General features: G+C 61.1%; 14 protein-coding genes. 8 read left to right on the plus strand and 6 right to left on the minus strand.

The window, feature by feature from the left end:
• Nucleotides 1–487 precede the first annotated feature (487 nt).
• Nucleotides 488–877 carry a hypothetical protein gene (locus U1A53_RS12185; protein ID WP_322281240.1) on the plus strand — a complete coding sequence of 130 codons (390 nt, stop codon included), beginning with the start codon at nt 488–490 and terminating at the stop codon, nt 875–877.
• Between the two features lie 287 nt (nt 878–1,164).
• Entirely contained in the window at nt 1,165–3,111 is a 1,947-nt protein-coding gene (locus tag U1A53_RS12190) for a DUF6600 domain-containing protein (RefSeq protein WP_322281241.1), read from the plus strand.
• A gap of 23 nt (nt 3,112–3,134) precedes the next feature.
• Here U1A53_RS12190 and U1A53_RS12195 read toward each other — a convergent pair whose 3' ends face one another.
• Complete coding sequence (locus tag U1A53_RS12195; RefSeq protein ID WP_322281242.1) at nt 3,135–3,668, minus strand: hypothetical protein; 534 nt, start codon at nt 3,666–3,668, stop codon at nt 3,135–3,137.
• A gap of 233 nt (nt 3,669–3,901) precedes the next feature.
• Here U1A53_RS12195 and U1A53_RS12200 point away from each other — a divergent pair, with 233 nt between their 5' ends.
• Nucleotides 3,902–4,108: a hypothetical protein gene (locus U1A53_RS12200; RefSeq protein ID WP_322281243.1), complete on the plus strand. Its 207-nt coding sequence runs from the start codon at nt 3,902–3,904 to the stop codon at nt 4,106–4,108.
• Between the two features lie 72 nt (nt 4,109–4,180).
• On the opposite strand, the gene uxaC is transcribed toward U1A53_RS12200, so the two are convergent.
• The gene (gene uxaC, locus U1A53_RS12205; protein ID WP_322281245.1) at nt 4,181–5,587 is read right to left on the minus strand and encodes a glucuronate isomerase; all 1,407 of its coding nucleotides are present in this window, start codon (nt 5,585–5,587) and stop codon (nt 4,181–4,183) included.
• A gap of 18 nt (nt 5,588–5,605) precedes the next feature.
• On the opposite strand from uxaC, the gene U1A53_RS12210 reads away from it, so the two are divergent.
• Together U1A53_RS12210 and bla are read left to right on the plus strand one after the other, a co-directional pair.
• On the plus strand, nt 5,606–6,667 hold the full coding sequence (locus tag U1A53_RS12210; protein ID WP_322281246.1) for an aminopeptidase: 1,062 nt from the start codon (nt 5,606–5,608) through the stop codon (nt 6,665–6,667).
• 137 nt (nt 6,668–6,804) lie between these two features.
• Nucleotides 6,805–7,650 carry a subclass B3 metallo-beta-lactamase gene (bla, locus tag U1A53_RS12215; RefSeq protein WP_322281247.1) on the plus strand — a complete coding sequence of 282 codons (846 nt, stop codon included), beginning with the start codon at nt 6,805–6,807 and terminating at the stop codon, nt 7,648–7,650.
• Between the two features lie 58 nt (nt 7,651–7,708).
• On the opposite strand, the gene U1A53_RS12220 is transcribed toward bla, so the two are convergent.
• Nucleotides 7,709–9,046 carry a CCA tRNA nucleotidyltransferase gene (locus tag U1A53_RS12220; protein ID WP_322281248.1) on the minus strand — a complete coding sequence of 446 codons (1,338 nt, stop codon included), beginning with the start codon at nt 9,044–9,046 and terminating at the stop codon, nt 7,709–7,711.
• 97 nt (nt 9,047–9,143) lie between these two features.
• On the opposite strand from U1A53_RS12220, the gene U1A53_RS12225 reads away from it, so the two are divergent.
• Together U1A53_RS12225 and U1A53_RS12230 are read left to right on the plus strand one after the other, a co-directional pair.
• On the plus strand, nt 9,144–9,623 hold the full coding sequence (locus tag U1A53_RS12225; RefSeq protein ID WP_322281249.1) for an Lrp/AsnC family transcriptional regulator: 480 nt from the start codon (nt 9,144–9,146) through the stop codon (nt 9,621–9,623).
• The gene (locus U1A53_RS12230; RefSeq protein ID WP_322281250.1) at nt 9,620–10,819 is read left to right on the plus strand and encodes an aminotransferase class I/II-fold pyridoxal phosphate-dependent enzyme; all 1,200 of its coding nucleotides are present in this window, start codon (nt 9,620–9,622) and stop codon (nt 10,817–10,819) included. Before U1A53_RS12225 ends, U1A53_RS12230 begins: the two co-directional genes overlap by 4 nt.
• A 27-nt stretch (nt 10,820–10,846) precedes the next feature.
• Here U1A53_RS12230 and U1A53_RS12235 read toward each other — a convergent pair whose 3' ends face one another.
• Nucleotides 10,847–11,386 (minus strand): hypothetical protein, encoded by a 540-nt coding sequence (locus U1A53_RS12235; RefSeq protein ID WP_322281251.1) that lies wholly within the window; start codon nt 11,384–11,386, stop codon nt 10,847–10,849.
• Between the two features lie 121 nt (nt 11,387–11,507).
• Here U1A53_RS12235 and U1A53_RS12240 point away from each other — a divergent pair, with 121 nt between their 5' ends.
• A complete protein-coding gene (locus U1A53_RS12240) occupies nt 11,508–12,197 on the plus strand; it encodes an SGNH/GDSL hydrolase family protein (protein WP_322281252.1) in 690 nt (229 codons plus the stop codon).
• Between the two features lie 48 nt (nt 12,198–12,245).
• Here U1A53_RS12240 and U1A53_RS12245 read toward each other — a convergent pair whose 3' ends face one another.
• Both U1A53_RS12245 and U1A53_RS12250 read right to left on the minus strand, forming a co-directional pair.
• A complete protein-coding gene (locus U1A53_RS12245; protein ID WP_322281253.1) occupies nt 12,246–13,355 on the minus strand; it encodes a hypothetical protein in 1,110 nt (369 codons plus the stop codon).
• Between the two features lie 235 nt (nt 13,356–13,590).
• Complete coding sequence (locus U1A53_RS12250) at nt 13,591–14,622, minus strand: hypothetical protein (RefSeq protein WP_322281254.1); 1,032 nt, start codon at nt 14,620–14,622, stop codon at nt 13,591–13,593.
• Between the last annotated feature and the right edge of the window lie 181 nt (nt 14,623–14,803).

Here is a 14,803-nt window from a genome sequence, read left to right on the forward strand (position 1 = left end):
AGCCTTGCGGCCACCCTCAAGCAGCGCGACTGCGTCGCGCTTGAACTGCTCGTCAAAGGTGCGTTTTGTCGTTGTCGTCTTGTTCATGTCGGTTTGGGTTGTCACCCAACTTTTGCTGTCCACATAAACGAAGAAGGCTCACTGAGGGGACAGGTTCATCCTTCGCAGTAAAGCTACGGAGAACGGAACGGAGAATGGAATGTCCCCTCTCCTTGGGTGAGTTGCTGCGGGTGTGGACGCTGGCCATCGAACGTCGAGGACGAGTTCGAGCCGAGGCGACTGGTGGAGCCGAGACAGACAATGCGCAGCATTGGGCGCAGCCCGAGATGAGCGTGAGGCGCGAACGAGTCAATAGGAGCACGATTTCAGACAGGCACGAAACTTGACCACTCCACTGCTCCACTGTGCTTCCCCAAGGACGTGGCAACGAAGTGTCTTCCTGCGGCGTATCTCTTCCGGGCGACTCCTGCCCCCTACCTCCATGCTTATGAAAACCTTGCGCTTGATCGTCTGTGGGCTTGCGGTGGCCTGTGCGTTGTCCTCCTGCTATTACCCCGCCGAGTATGCCGCCGGGAGCTACAGCGGTCCGCAGTACAACGGCCCGTACTACGGCACCAGCTACTACCGCTACGGCGCGCCCTACACCGACCGCAGCTTTCATGCCTATGGCCCGTCCTACGTCGGCCCCCTGTACCACTACCACAGCGCATCGAGTCGGTATCGGTACCCGGTCCAGGCGCCGCAGCGGGTGACGACCTGGCAGTACACGTCTCGTTATCCCAACACCTGGGGCGCTCCAGTGATGGTGTACCGCTCGGAGCCCGCGTACCCTCGCCTGCAGCCGCGGGCGTCGGCGACGGTGAGGGGTGGTCAGTAGGCGGTGGAGTGGTTCATCCTTCGCAGTAAAGCTACGGAGAACGGAACGGAGCACTGGAACGACGGGTGGGCGTGTGAACCAGGGAGTAACTTTCTCTGGTAAAAAATGGGAGGTAAAAGATCGGAAAACGACGGTTTCCATTTTTTACCGCCAATCTTTTACCAGCCAAGTTATTCGGGAGAATGGATGGAGTGGTGGACGGACTTACGGATCACCGACCACTGGTCACTGATTACTGGCGAGACGATGGGCTGAATAACGCAGCGGCGAATGCGTCCAGTAAAGCAATGAAAACTCTTGCTCTGGCTTTCACGGCCCTGTTGATCCTCATCGCGCCGGTGCAGCGGGCGCAGGCGAACGTCGATGTCTCGATCGATTTCTTTTACGATGCGCTGCAGCCCTACGGGGACTGGGTTTACATCGACAACTACGGCTACTGCTGGGAGCCCTACCCGGAGCTGGTGGGTGATGGCTGGCAGCCGTACACGGATGGTTACTGGGCCCACACGGATGGTGGCTGGACGTGGATGACGGACGAGCCTTTCGGCTGGGCGACGTATCACTATGGCCGCTGGATGATGAACGCGGGCCGCTGGTGCTGGGTGCCGGGCTATGACTGGGCGCCGGCGTGGGTTTCGTGGCGGCAGAGCAACGCGCACATCGGCTGGGCACCGCTGCCGCCGGAGGCCGCATGGTCGATGAGCATCGGCTTCAGCACGTGGACGGACAGCTACTATGACATCGGCCCGAGCTACTACAGCTTTGTGCCGTATGAGTCGTTCGCCTGCCGCACGTCGCTGCGGCCCTTTTTCATGAACCGCCGCAACAACATGACGTACTACGACCAGTCGGTGAACATCACGAACATCTCCTACAACAACACGGTGGTGAACAACATCTTCGTGGGCGGGCCGGACGTGAACCGCATGGACCGCATGGGCCGGGACCGGGTGCCGCGCTACTCCCTGCGCCGCGATGACGAGGGCATGCGCCGCGACTGGCTGAACCGCGATGGAGATCGTGATCCGCGCAGCCTCTCCCGCGTGGACCGCGGCCAGTTGATCGTGGCCTCCCCCAACATCCGCCGCGATGACAGCCCTGGATTGCCCTCCCGCGTGCGGGAACGCATCGCACAGCCGGACATTGACCGCGGCTGGCGCACCGCTGGCAACAGTGAGCAAAGCAGCCGCCTGCGCAGCCAGCGCGAGCAGGAGTCACGCAACCTGCCGAAGAATCTGCCGGAACGCCGGCCAGTGATCGCCACCAGCACCACGCCGCCGCCTGCCGTGGGCCGCACGCTCTCCAGCACCGAGCGCCGCAGCTTTGGCCCGGGCTCTTCCCGCAGCAGTGCGGGAGAAACACCGCGTGCGACGCCGGTGGAAGTGCGCAAGGCCACGCCTGCGGACACCGCCGGTCAACCACCCGCCCCACGGACAGGAAGCACTCCGTCGGATTCACGCTCACGCTCACGCTTCGGCCGGCCTGACGCCCTGCCCATCCCGGGCACCGGCGGCAGCCAGCGCCCGGACGTTTCCGAACGAGGCCCCTCGTCATCGCGCAATCCATCGGCGACGGCTGAAGGGCGGCCCCCCATGCCCGGATCGACCTTCAAGAAGGCCGATGAGGTGCGTCCAGCGCTCCCAACGTCACCCTTCGGCTCCCGCTCGGGCATCCCGCAGACGTCCCGGCCACCGGAAACCAAGCCCGAGGTGCGCCCCGCCACGCCTTCGCGTCCGTCGTTCACGCCGCCGTCGAGTTCACGCTCCAGCGATCCGTCATCGCGCCCTTCCTTCACGCCCGGCACCAGGCCCTCCCTGACGCCGCCTGAGGTGCGCCCCGCCACGCCTTCGCGTCCGTCGTTCACACCGCCGTCGAGTTCGCGCTCCAACGAGCCGTCGTCGCGTCCATCGTTCACGCCGACACCGCGTCCAAGCACGCCGTCCTTCACGCCGCAGCAGCGCCCGTCCTTCACACCGCCGCCGAACTCGCGCTCCAGTGCACCGCAGTCACGCCCGTCGTTCACGCCGACACCGCGTCCGAGCACGCCCTCGTTCACACCGCAGCAGCGTCCAAGCACGCCGCAGCCCAGCGCCCCACAGTCGCGCCCATCATTCACGCCGCCGCCGCAGCGCCCGTCGTTCACTCCACAACAGCGTCCGAGCACGCCGCAGCCCAGTGCACCTTCCAGCGGTCCGTCGACGGGCGATCCTAGAGGTCGCAGGGGACGAGGCTGAACACCCTGGCAGGGAATACGCAATCATGGCTCCGTCTCGAAGGTGACGATGACCTCATCGTTCACCTGCACACCAAGAAAGGCCGCCAGACCGGGCGACATGTCCACCGCACGTCCGGTGGACGCGGCGGGGCCCCAATCAACCGGCTTGGCCTGGGTGCTCCGACCGTTGGCCGGGTTCGTGACGGTCACGAACGATTGACGCAGCAGCTTCTTGGAGGCTTTGGAATAGTCCCAACGACACGCGACATAAAACTTCTGGGGATCGAGCTGGCGCAGGGTGCCGCTGATGCCGGGTGGTGGCGGCCAGAGAAAGTACTCCCGCACGGAGGGGTGTCCGGCCTCGGCGCGATTTTCAAACAAGGCCAGCACCTCGCTGCGGCTCATCGTGGCATCAGCCGGCCCGCCGAAGGTGCTGAAGCGCCCTCGATGGGAAAAGTGGATGCGCGGTTCCCACGACTCGATGGCCATTTTCGACATGCCCTCATGAAACTTCCCGCTCAAAAGAGGAATGGCGACGACTGCCACCACCGCCATCGAGGCAATGGCGCTCGACATGGTCTGGAACTGGTTCTGGTGGGCGTGGTACGCTCTCATGACCTGCCTCCTGCGGTTGGGTTGTCACAAGAGCTACGCTCACAAGCGTTCGCTGACGCCTATGAATCGCGGCCGTTGCTCTTTGCCGTCATCCGGAACCCGCCCGGCTTCGGCACACCGCTGCGGGGCCGGAGCTGCGTGTTCCCGGCAGAAGAGACATTGCAAGGCGGGGTAAAAGGCCGCATGACGGGCGCATGCCCACCGAAGCCACATTTCTGGGAGGATTGATCTTCGGTGCCATCGGGCTGGGGGCGCTGCTTTTCGGCAAGACGACGGGATCCGTGATCAAGATGATCCTCGGCGCGGCCCTGCTGGCCTGCACCTACCTCATCACCGAAGGCTGGCTGCTGTGGACCAGCGGCGCCGTGCTGACGCTGCTGCTGATGCGCTGGAAGGAGTAGCCGGACAGGGATGGCCGAAAGAAACCAAAGAGTTCAACATCCGGCTTTCGTGCCTTTTCGTTCTTTCGTGGGCTACGCCACCTTCAGCCCGAGATACGCCTGCGCATTCGCGTAGCAGATGTTCTTCACCATCGTGCCGACGAGCGCGTCGTCATTGGGGATCGCACCGGATTCGATGTCGGCACCGAGCAGATTGCACAGCGTGCGGCGGAAGTACTCGTGACGCGGGAAGCTCATGAAGCTGCGGCTGTCAGTGAGCATGCCGATGAAGCGGCTCAGCAGGCCGAGATTGCTCAGCGCGTTGATCTGCCACTCCATGCCTTCCTTCTGATCCACGAACCACCACGCGGAACCGAACTGCACTTTGCCGGGCGTGGTGCCGTCGGCGAAATTGCCGGCCATGGTGCCGAAGACGTAGTTGTGCGCGGGATTGACGTTGTAGAGCACGGTCTTGGGCAGCGCGTTCTCGGTGTCGAGGCGGTCGAGGAAACGTGACAGCGTCTCCGCCTGCGGATAGTCGCCGATGCTGTCGCAGCCGACATCCGCGCCGATTTCACGCGCCAAGCGGCTGTTGTTGTTGCGCACCGGGCCGAGGTGAAGCTGCATCGTCCAGCCGCGTGACGCATTGAGGCGGCCGACGTGCAGCATGACGTTGCTGGCGAACTGATCCTGCTCCTGCGCGCTCGCGGCGCTGCCACTGCGGGCTTTTTGGAAGATGCGCTCGGCTTCCGCATCGCTGACGAAGTTGGCGTGGCAGTAGTTCAGGCCGTGATCGCTCAAGCGACCGCCGACGCTGTGGAAGAAATCATGGCGTTGCTTCAACGCATCGAGCAGCGACGCATAACTTTTCACTTCGATGCCGCTGGCGGCGCTGAGTTTGTCGCACCACGCACTCCAGGCTTCGGGTTGATGCACGGCCAGCGCCTTGTCGGGGCGGAAGGTCGGATACACGCCGACTTCAAAACCATCCGCCGCGCACTGGCGGTGCCAGGCGAGATCGTCGATGGGATCGTCGGTGGTGCAGAGTGCCTTCACCTTCTGCGTGCGCAGGATGCCGCGGGTGCTCATCTCCGGCTGCGCCAGCGCGGCTTCGGTTTGCTCCCAGATCGCGGGTGCCGTCTTTTCATCCAGCAGCGTGTCGATGCCGAAGTAGCGCTTCAGTTCCAGATGCGTCCAGTGGTAGAGCGGATTGCGCAGCGTCTGCGGCACCGTCTTGGCCCAGGCCATGAATTTGTCGCGCGGACTGGCCTTGCCAGTGATGAACTCCTCCGGCACGCCGTTGCAGCGCATCGCACGCCATTTGTAGTGGTCGCCTTCCAGCCAGATCTCGAACAGGTTCTTGAACTGCCGGTTTTGCGCGATGTCCTTCGGCGGCAGGTGATTGTGGTAGTCCAGGATCGGCTCGTCCTTGGCAAACGTGTGGTACAGGCGGCTGGCGGACTGGGTGCTGAGCAGGAAATTGTCGTGGATGAAAGACATTGCGGTTTGCGGTTGGAAATGAGCCGCTACACTGGAGCGATGATGTTCGCACGCAACTGGTTCGCGCTCCTTCCGGCTCTGCTGGTGTGCTCGTGCGGCACCTTCAATTTTTACACCCAGGCGCTCGACGGCCAGATGGAAATCTGGCGCAAGTCACGGACCAATGCCAAGGTGCTGGCCGATCCAGGCGTCAACGCGCATGTGAAGCAGCGCCTGCAACTGATCGAGGAGCTGCGCGCCTTCGCCGCGAGCGATCTGCGCCTCCCCACCAAAAGCTTCGGCAAGTACTGCGACCTCCAGCGGCCCTATGTCGTGTGGGTCGTGTTTGCCGCGCCGGAATTTTCCGTCGAGGGCAAGCAGTGGTGGTATCCGCTCGTCGGCAGCCTGAAGTATCGCGGCTTCTTCAACGAAAAAGATGCCGTCAACGAAGGCAGGCGGCTGAAACAAAAGGGCTGCGATGTGTTCGTTGGCGGAGTGGAGGCCTACTCGACGCTTGGCTACTTGAAAGACCCTGTGCTGAACACCTTCCTTCATCGCAGCGATGCCGAGCTGGCCGAACTCATCTTCCACGAGCTCACCCACGCCAAGGTCTTCATTCCAGGCGACACCGAATTCAACGAGGCCTTCGCCACCGCCAACGCCGAGAACGGCGTGCGCCTCTGGCTGCGCTCGAAAGGCGACCTGGCCGGCCTGCGTGCCTATGAGTTGAATTTGAAGAAGAACCGTCAGATCATCGGCCTGGTGCTCGATGCCCGGGACCAGCTCAAAGAGGTGTATGCCTGCGTCTATCGCAGCGTGGAAACCGAACGGCTCGCCAAGCAGCGCGTCTTTGACAGCATGCTGAAAAAGGCCCTCGCCATCAATCCCAACGCCCGGATTCACCAGCAGCAGCAAGCCAGCCGCACGTGGAACAACGCCCGCCTCAACACCGTCGCCGCCTACTACACCATGGTGCCCGGCTTTGAACGACTGCTGCAGAAGCACCAGGGCGATCTCGAAGCCTTCCACCGCGAAGTCGCCGCCATGCGGAAACTCAACAACGCGGAGCGCCTGAAGATTCTGGGAACGCCGTCACGCTGAACCGCTGTTCTGTGTTCTGTAGTCCCGGCTTTAGCCGGTCAGTTCAGAAGCCGGAAAACGCCGGGACTACAGTACAACTGAGCGGCCACGCCGGAACTCTCTTGCAGCACGGGATTCCATGCGCTGTGATGCACGGCATGATCCAGCGCTTTGTCTTCCTGCTTCTAAGCCTGTGCTCCTTCGCCACAGCCCAGCCGTCGTCTGCTTGGACGGAGCCTTTCCCACCGCATCGCATCGCGGGGAATCTGTACTATGTCGGATCACGCGATCTGGCCTCCTACCTGATCACGACGCCGGAGGGACACATCCTCATCAACAGCAGCCTGGAGGAATCGGTGCCGCTGATTCGCACTAGTGTGGAGAAGCTCGGCTTCAAATTCACCGACATCCGCATTCTCCTCATCAGCCACGCGCATTCGGATCACTGCGCGGGCAGCGCGGAGATCCTGAAACTCACCGGCGCGAAACATTTCGTCATGGAAGGCGATGCAAACGCGGTGGAACAGGGCGGCGCGAAGAAGACACGGCTGGGGAAGGGGGACTACACGCAGTTCCCGCCCGCGAAGGTGGATCGTCGCCTCAAGGACGGTGAGCAAGTGAAGCTCGGTGATGCAACGCTGGTGGCGCATCTGACAGCAGGCCACACGCCGGGCTGCACGACGTGGACGATGAAGGTGGACGGGCTCAACGCCGTCATCATCGGCAGTCCGAACGTGAACCCCGGCTACATCCTCATCGGCAACAAGAACTACCCGACCATCGCCACCGACTACGAGCTTACCTTCCGCGTCTTGAAAGCGCTCCCCGTCGATCTGTTCCTCGGCGCCCACGGCGGCTACTACGGCCTGGAGGCCAAGCACACTCGCTTCCTCGTCACAGGCGGCAACAATCCCTTCATCGACCCCGCAGGCTACCATCGTTATGTGACGGACAGGGAACAGGCCTTCCGTGCGGAGTGGGAGAGGCAGAAGAGCGTGAAGTGATTCTGGGAGGGCAAGGCTCCAGCTTTGCCGAATTCGGCGGACGCGGAGGTCCGCCCTCCTATTCCTCCACTGCCTCAAACACATCCGGCGTCGGCGTATTCTTCGCAATCCACGCCAGCGCGTCGTCCTTCGTTTGGAGCGTGCCTTCGAGCTGCAGCGTCTGAATCGTCGTCAGCAGGCGGCCCATGGCCGGGCCGGCATGCCAGCCGAGCGCGATCAAATCGGCGCCAGTGACGATGCGCGGCGGCAGCAGCGGCTCGTTGGCGAACTCCTGCTTCTTGGCGAGCAGGAAGTCGTAGTTGTCGGTGAAACCGTTGGAGCCGAGGCAATCGACGCGATGCAGGGCCAGTTCGTCCTCGAACGATGGTCGCGCCATGAAGCGGCGCAGCGTGGCGGTGCGCATCTTTTGCACGTTCATGAAGGCCATGTGGTTCTCCACCGCGATCACCGTGGGCTCGATGACGTCGTTGGGAAATTTCATCCTGCGCAGGATGCTGCCGGTCATCTCAGCGCCGAGCTTGTCGTGGCCGTTGAAGCGGATGCGGCCGGTGTCGGCGTCGCGTGTTTGAGTGGCTGGTTTGGCGATGTCATGCAGCAGCACGCTCATTACGAGTGGCAGTGAAGCATCGGCAGGTAGCAGGCTGAGCATGAGGCGCGTGTGGATGAAGACATCGCCCTCGGGATGAAACTGCGGTGGCTGCTCGCAGCCTTGCAGCACGAGGATTTCCGGCAGGAACTGCGCCATGAGGCCGCTGTTCACCAGCAGGTCGAAACCGCGCACGCGGTTCGGGCTGAGCATTGTTTTGATGAACTCCTCGCGGATGCGCTCGATGCTCACACTCTTGATCTTCTCGGCCAAGCCGCAGATCGACTCCCAGGTGGCATGCTCGATGTCAAAACCGAGCACGGTGGCAAAACGGATCGCGCGCAGCAGGCGCAGATGGTCTTCCTCGAAACGATCCTTCGCCACACCGATGGCGCGCAGCAGCCCCATGCGTAGATCGACCTGACCACCGACATAGTCGATCACGCGATCTGTGAGCGGATCGAAAAACAGGCCGTTGATGGTGAAGTCACGGCGCTCGGCATCGAGTTCCGGCGTGGAGTAGGTCACGCTGTCCGGCCTGCGGCCATCGCTGTAGCTGCCATCGCTGCGGAAGGTGGCCACTTCGACATGCATGTGGTTCAAGCGCACGATGACGACGCCGAAATGCGCGCCCACGGTCTGCGCGCCGGGAAACAGCTTAACCACCTGCTCCGGCGTGGCGCTGGTGGCCACGTCGTAGTCCTTCGGCTCGCGCCCCAGCAGCATGTCCCGCACGCAACCGCCTGCCAGCAGGGCCGTATGGCCTGCTTGCGTGAGTTTTTCGATGATCTGGACGGCGGTTTGGCGCATGCAGGCGATCCTTCCATGTGACTGGCTCAAAGTGCAAGGTTCCTTCGGGTTTCCGTTGTTCAAACCACGCTCTCGCGTTACAATCGCGGCCCTTATCATGGACCCGCTCATCGAACTGCTTCGCAACAACTCCAACCGCACTCCCAAGGAGATCGCCCTCGCCATGGGCATTTCGGAAGCCGACGTCGCCGCACAGATCGCCGCAGCGGAAGCCGATGGCACGATTTTGGGTTACAGCGCCGTGGTGGATCGCCTGAAGGCGGGGGACCGCCGGGTGACGGCCTTGATCGAGGTGCGCATCTCGCCAGAACGCGATGGCGGCTTTGATCGTCTGGCACGTCGGATCTCGAAGTTCGACCAAGTGCGCGATTGCTACCTCATGAGCGGTGGGTATGACCTTGCCGTGATCGTGGAGGGCAAGGACCTGCTCGATGTGGCGACCTTTGTGGCTGAAAAGCTCAGCACCCTCGGCGGTGTGCTGTCCACGGCTACGCGCTTTCAATTGAAGGCGTACAAAGAAAACGGGTTTCTGTCGAACGATGGCGGCGATGAAGAGCGCCTGCTGGTGGCTCCATGAGTGGCGAGGACATAGAGGTCATGGACTACGACAACAAAATTTCCCACATCATTCGCGATCTGCCGCGTTCCGGCATCCGCGATTTCTTTGAACTCGTCATCGGCCGCACCGATGTCATTTCTCTTGGCGTCGGTGAGCCGGACAAACCGACCCCGTGGCCGATCCGCGAGGCGGTGATCCGTTCGCTGGAGAAAGGCCAGACGAGCTACACCTCCAATCTCGGCCTCGAAGCCCTGCGCATCTTGATCAGCGAGTATGTGACGAAGCATTTCCGCACCACCTACGATCCGAAGACAGAGATCCTCGTCACCGTCGGCGTGTCCGAGGCTCTCGACATCGCCTTCCGTGCCGTCTTGAATCCGGGCGACGAAGTGATCTATCATGAGCCGTGCTATGTGAGCTACTCACCGAGCATCAAGATGGCCTACGGCGTGCCCGTCGTGGTACAGACGCGTGAGGAGAATGAATTCGCGCTGATGGCCGCTGATGTGGAGAAGGCGATCACGCCGAAGACGAAGGTCATCGCGATGAACTTCCCCACGAATCCTACCGGCGGCATCATGCCGGAGGAAGAGCTGGCTAAGATCGCCGCGCTGGCCGTGAAGCACGACCTGCTTGTCTTCACCGACGAAATTTACAGCGAGCTGCTGTACGACGGCCGCAAGCACAAGAGCATCGTCGAGTTCCCCGGCATGCGTGAACGCACCGTGCTGCTGCACGGCTTCAGCAAGGCCTTTGCCATGACCGGCTGGCGTCTCGGCTACGCCTGTGCTCCCGCCCCGCTGCGCGAGGCGATGATGAAGATTCATCAATACTGCATGCTCTGCGCTCCCATCATGAGCCAGATGGCCGGCATTGAGGCCCTGAAAATGGGCGAGAGTGCCTACGAGGACATGCGCCAGAGCTACGAGCAGCGCCGCAATCTCATCGTCAGCCGTCTCAACGGCATGGGCCTGCACTGCTTCAATCCCGGCGGCGCCTTCTACGTCTTCCCGGACATCCGCAGCACCGGCCTCACCAGCAAGGAGTTCGCCATCCAGCTTCTGGAGAAGAAAAGCGTCGCCGTCGTCCCCGGCAGCGCCTTCAGCAGCGCCGGTGAAGGTTTTGTTCGTTGCTGCTACGCCACCGCCCCCGAACTCATCGCGAAGGCGATGGATTTGATGGAGGAGTTCGTGAATGAGGTGCGTGGGAAGTAGGGTGACCCATTCGCGGATTGAACTTAGTTAGTCCTTCTTGCTGCGTTTCTTTGATTTTGGCTGTGATGACTTCGCCGTCGCTTTAGCATAGCTGAGAAGACAGGCGGAAATCTTTTCAGCATCCACATCGGCATCAGGAGGTATTTCAAGGAGTATATCTTCTTTGAATCCATCTTTGTCGTCTAGCCGCCGAACGATCAGCTTGAATGGATGCCCTCTCTTGTCTCCGCGCCTTACGCCTTCGTTTCGTGCCTGAATAATGGCTACGATCAAGCTGATGACCGCCGCCGCGAACGAGAATACTCCTCCAGCAAGACTCATGTATGTGAGAATTTCCGGCCCACTTTCATGCTCGACGACTTTGACTCCCTTTAGAGCTTCGGGAGGCCAGTGTAGATATTTCGACATCTCGCGATGTCCTTCTGGGCAACAGCTTTTACAGAAGCACCCAGACTCGACTTTCAGCTTGATCGAGACAGCGAGAGCATCTTCATGATCTGTCGGGGAGAAATCCGACATCCGCTGCCGAAATTCTGAGAGCCAATATGGGTCGATGGTGGTTTTCATTTTGAACTGATAGATGAATCATGAGCAAATCAGTGAGTTTGTCAGCATCTTTATATCTGACAAAAAGCTAGTATCGCGGGGCATGCTGCGTTCATCGGTGTGGTTATATCCATTCTTCCTGATGAATCTCCGCCGTTTCTCCCTCCTGATCGCTGCCGTGCTGTCTTCCACCGGTCTGAGCCATGCTCAGGTCGGAAAAGGCGAGCGGCTGCTGTTTATTGGCAACAGCATCACGCGGCATGGGCCGTCGGCGAAGGTGGCGTGGACGGGGAACTGGGGCATGGCGGCGAGTGCGGAGGCCAAGGATTATGTGCATCTCGTGGTGGATGCCGTGGCGAAGAAACGCGGCGTGAAGCCGGAGTTCCTTGTGGCGAACGTGGCGGATCTGGAACGGAGCTACGCGACTGTCGATGCAGCGGCGAAGCTAACGACCGAAGTGGCCTTTAAGGCTGACACGGTGATCGTGGCGATCGGCGAGAATGTGCCGGGGCTGAAGACGGCAGAAGCGAAGACGCAGTTCAAGGAGGCGATGGTGAAACTGCTGACACTGCTGAAGCGTGACGGCCAAGCCACGCTGTATGTACGGAGCTGCTTTTGGGCGGATGCGACGAAGGACGCGATTCTGAAAGAGGCGTGCGAGGCAACGGGAGGCGTGTTTGTGGACATTGGCACCTTGGGCAAGGATGAGGCGAACTATGCGCGATCCGAACGGAAGTTTGAGCACGAAGGCGTGGCGCGTCATCCGGGGGACAAGGGCATGGGAGCGATTGCAGACGCGATCTTTGTAGCGATGGCGAAGGCGTGGAAATGAGGGGCTTTCGGTTCTTCGCGAGACCATCAGAAGACACTCTCATCGATATTACTTCGAGGCGCTTTCGTAGAGCCTTGGCAGGCGGTCGAGATCGTACTGCTCCCCGGGTTCGTCGGACAGTGAGCGTGCCATGGTGGCATCTGAGGTCCAGGTGGCCACCGTCTTTTTATCCTTGCCATGAATGACCCGGATCACGATTCCTCGATATTTTGGCTCTGTTTTCCCGCGCATGGGGTCCTTGGCCGCCAGGCCGTCCAGATCATCGGCCCGACCGTCATAATGGCTCTTGGACTTGGTCTTGAACTCCAGCCGCTCGATGCCGGCGGAGCGCAACTTCAACGTCTCCTCACCTTCGGCCATCAAGTAATTGAGGTGTTTGATCTCGGTGTCGCCGATCAGCCACCATTCCACGGCGACTTCCGTAGGATGAGGTGAGAGGTTCGTGAGCTCGGCGGTGTAGATCCATTGATAGCCATTGCGTTTCATGGGTTGCTCGGTGAGCCGGCCGCCGAGCCGAATGGACGGGGTCTTGAGCGCCGCATCGCCTGCGAGCGTCATTTCCGCCTCGAACAGCCGCAACTGCTCCTCTTTCGTCTGTCCCAGGTTGTTGGTGGGTTCCGGCTTTTTCGGCGGGGGTCCGTTTTCGATCTTGCGCAGCGCGATCATGCCAACGACCTCACGCTCCACGGCGAGGAGTTGCTTGCCAAAAGCCAGGTCACGCTCAGCATTGGCTCCGCCCTTCTCGCGACTTTTAGCGGGCGGGACCAGCCGCACATTGGACAGATCGCGCGAGAACTTGGGGGCGTGTTCCAGCGGCACGATATATTCAAAGACCACCTGGGCGCCTGCATCAGGCCCCTTGGTGATCGCACCCGAGAACTGGTGCTCCGCGTTGAAACAACCCAGCGCCCGAGCTTCCTGCCACATCTGCACCAAATTACCCAGCACGGTCATCTTTTGCACGTCACCCACAGTTGGCTGAAATTCAAAAGCCGTGTCCACCAAGCTGCGACCGTCCGGGCCACCGGTCTGGGTGCTGCTTTGCATGGCGCTGAGAATCGGGATGATCTGGCCACGCACGATCTGGGCCAACCATTGTGGCTCCGCTTTTTCTGTCAGGCCCAGCGGCTTCAGGCGAGGTGCCAGCTCCCGCGCCATCTGGGAGTTTTTAGCCGATGCGGTACCCGCTGGAGTCACCACGCACAAAATCAGCAGAAGGCAGGCGGCGGGATTGATACATCGGATACAGGTCATGAAACGAGGATATGATCAACTTGGGCCTCTCGACAAGCATGAAGACTGAAAAGCCCTCTATGGCTGGAACGAGAGTCGGTGGAGTGATCATGGATGCTTTTGTGCGAAGTGCGAAGGGGAGAGCGGATCGAGGAGAAGGTCACTCCAGATGCCGGCCGAGCATGATGTCGAGGTTGCGCTCGACGATCTCGCCCATGGAGGCGCAGGTGTCGAAGAGGTGGGTGTTGTGGTACTGGCCCATCTCGGCGCGGAGCTGGATGACCTTTTCGAAGGGCTCGACGGCGTTGTTTTTCATGCAGCGCAGCAGGGCCATGATGCGGGTGTGCTCGGAGAGGTAGCGGCGGGAGATGAGGTTGCGCTCCTCCTCCTGGTACTGCCGCATGGTGGGGAAGTTCAGGCAGGCGGAGCAGAGCTGGACGACGGGGTTGTTCTCTTTGAAGAACTGCGGGAGGTAGAGGCTCTTGCGCCCCTCGTAGCTCTGCTGGTCGAAGTCGATGGCGCGGACGCGGTACTGCACCTCCTCGAAGTCGGGGGTCATGTCGATGACGTAGTTGTAGCTGCGCATGTCACCGAGCAGGCGGATGAAGCAGCGCTCGGAGAATTTGACGAACTCCTTGGCGAGGCGGACGCGGTTGAGGTCGGGGCGGTGGAGGTAGTCGCGGATGAAGGCGTCACCGGGAACGCCGGCGATGTGCTCCTCGACGAGTGTGCCGCCGCGGTGCATGAGGTAGTTGATGCGGTTGGGGGAGAGCAGGTGCTCCAATTCGAGGCCGTAAACGCGGGAGGCGTCGGCGGTCTTGACGTAGAAGTGGTCGTAGTTGTCGTTGTATTGATTGACGACGCGGACACGGAAGGGACGGGAGTTGCCGAATTCGCAGTAATCGACGCGCTCGACGAAGAGGTGGGGCACGGCGTGGAAGTCTCCGGTGCGGAGCTGGGAGTAGATGCTGGTGAGCTTGGGGTAGAGCTCCTGCTGGAGCTCACGAGGGTAGAGCACACTGCTCCAGTAGGTGGCGTTGCCGTCCTTGTCGGAGTGCGGGTAGCTTTCGGCGAAGCCGAGCAGCTCGTCATACGTGGTGGGCAGGGAGTAGCAGCGGCCGAACTGGTCGAGGTACGAGATCAGCTCATCCGTGACGGGGATGAAGTTTTTACGGCGGGTGATCTCGTTCATGCCGGAGTGGTGTCGCACCTGGCGTTCCAATTGGCAAGAAAGGATCAGAAGCAGCAATTGAAGCGGGCGGATTTATCATCATGTTTTCCACCCTATGGCCGGACGTTTCCCCAGAAACCTTGAAGCATGCGAGGTGCGTCGGAGACGGCGGGTCCGGTGTGATTCGGTGTGGTCAGCGAAG

It is taken from the genome of Prosthecobacter sp. (assembly GCF_034366625.1).
GTDB lineage: Bacteria > Verrucomicrobiota > Verrucomicrobiia > Verrucomicrobiales > Verrucomicrobiaceae > Prosthecobacter.